Below are 1,665 nucleotides of genomic sequence, written 5' to 3'. Positions count from 1 at the left end.
GGCGGCATGAGCCTTTTGCTCATCGTCCGCAGTTACAGGGTCGGATACCAACACCAGCCCGACGCTTGAACCTACCCGTCACCGACACAATAAAAAGCCACCCGCCTCGAATGAACTGACCCCCGATTGTTGGACGGTTGGTTCCCTTAACCGGTGGCTATGGCCTGAGCCCTGTATTGCACGGGGCTCAGGCCTTTTAGTTTCTGCCTGATCCGGTGATGATTGTAGTAGTCGATGTAGTCAGCCAAGCCTTGCTGCAATTGCTCGATGCTTTCGAAGTGGTTGAGATGGAAGTACTCGGCTTTCAGCGTGCCGAAAAAGCTCTCCATGGCGGCATTATCCAAGCAGTTCCCTTTCCTCGACATGCTACGGAGTATCCGCTTCTCGGCCACTAAGCGGCGATAGCGGGGATGGCGGTAATGCCAACCCTGATCCGAATGCAATAGAGGCTGATCACCTGGCCCCAGTCGGTCGAATGCACGCCTCAACATGCGCTTCACTAGGCCGAATAGCGGTCGTGCCCCGGTCTGGAACGCGATGATTTCGCCGTTATAAAGATCCATGACCGGTGATAGGTAAAGTTTCCGGTCATTCACCTTGAATTCGGTAATGTCCGTGACCCATCGCTGATTGGGCCGCTGAGCCTGAAAGCGACGCTGTAACGTATTGGGAGCAGCGTAGCCCTCGGCGCCGCGATAAGCTCGATACCGTTTAGGGCGGACGAGGGACTTCAAGCCCATCTGTTGCATCAACCGTTGGACGGTCTTGTGGTTGATCGTCTCGCCTGCCTGCCGCAGTAAAGCGGTGATGCGGCGATAACCATAGCGTCCTTTGTGGTGATCATAGAGCGACTGGATACGCGTTTTCAGGGGCGCATACGGGTCGCCAGCTCCCAAGAGCTTGCGCTGGTAGTAGAACGTACTGCGTGCCAGCCCAGAGGCACGCAACAGATGTGTGAGTGCATGGGTCGACCTTAGCTCATGGATGATCAGCGTTTTTTCTCGGCGGCTGATGACTTTGATTGAGCCAAGGCCTTCAGCTTTTTTAAATACGCGTTCTCCGCTCGCAGATACGCCAGTTCCTCTTTCATCTCTTCGGACGTCATCTCGCCAGGAGGCTTATGGTCGGCGTTTGGCGGTTTCTTGGAGGAAGACATGGAGCAGCCTCGGGGACGTGAGATTAGGGCATCGACGCCGCCAACTTCATAGCGACGCTGCCAAGTCAGTATCGTCGACTTTGCTGGGATGTCGAAGATGGCACTGGCTTGCCGAGCGGATACCCCTTGCTGGGCTATGAAGCTCAGTACCTGCAGTTTGAAGTCGACGCTATAGCAGCGATAGCGCTTGGCCAAGCCGGCATGCCCATGTGTCCGATAAGCTGCGTACCACTGACGTACCGTCGCATGGTCCACCCCAAAACGTATAGCGGTTTGGCGGGTGCCATCGTCTTGCTGCTCATGGTAGCGAACGACCCGAAGTTTGAACGCCGTCGAATACCTGGTCATGGAAAGACCCCTTACGATTGGAGTGGTGTCCAATTTTCAGGGGTCAGTTCAAAGAGGCGGGGGTTTTTTTATGTCTATATGGGGCTCTACCCACATGCACATCTAAGCAGTACAATTCGCGGCAAGAATCCATTCTGTTCAGTCAGATGCTTGATCAGCAT

1 protein-coding gene is annotated in these 1,665 nt (G+C 54.8%); it reads right to left on the bottom strand.

The window, feature by feature from the left end; translation table 11 throughout:
- Positions 1-146: 146 nt before the first annotated feature.
- A protein-coding gene (locus OP495_RS17615) for an IS3 family transposase (protein ID WP_280565234.1) occupies positions 147-1,504 on the bottom strand; the annotation gives its coding sequence in 2 pieces (ribosomal slippage) (positions 147-1,012 and positions 1,012-1,504; 1,359 coding nt in all).
- Positions 1,505-1,665: the final 161 nt, after the last annotated feature.

This window comes from Chromohalobacter sp. 296-RDG (genome assembly GCF_029889885.1).
GTDB lineage: Bacteria > Pseudomonadota > Gammaproteobacteria > Pseudomonadales > Halomonadaceae > Chromohalobacter.
Note: the sequence above shows the minus strand (reverse complement) of the source record. Positions and strands in the feature narration are given on the sequence as shown.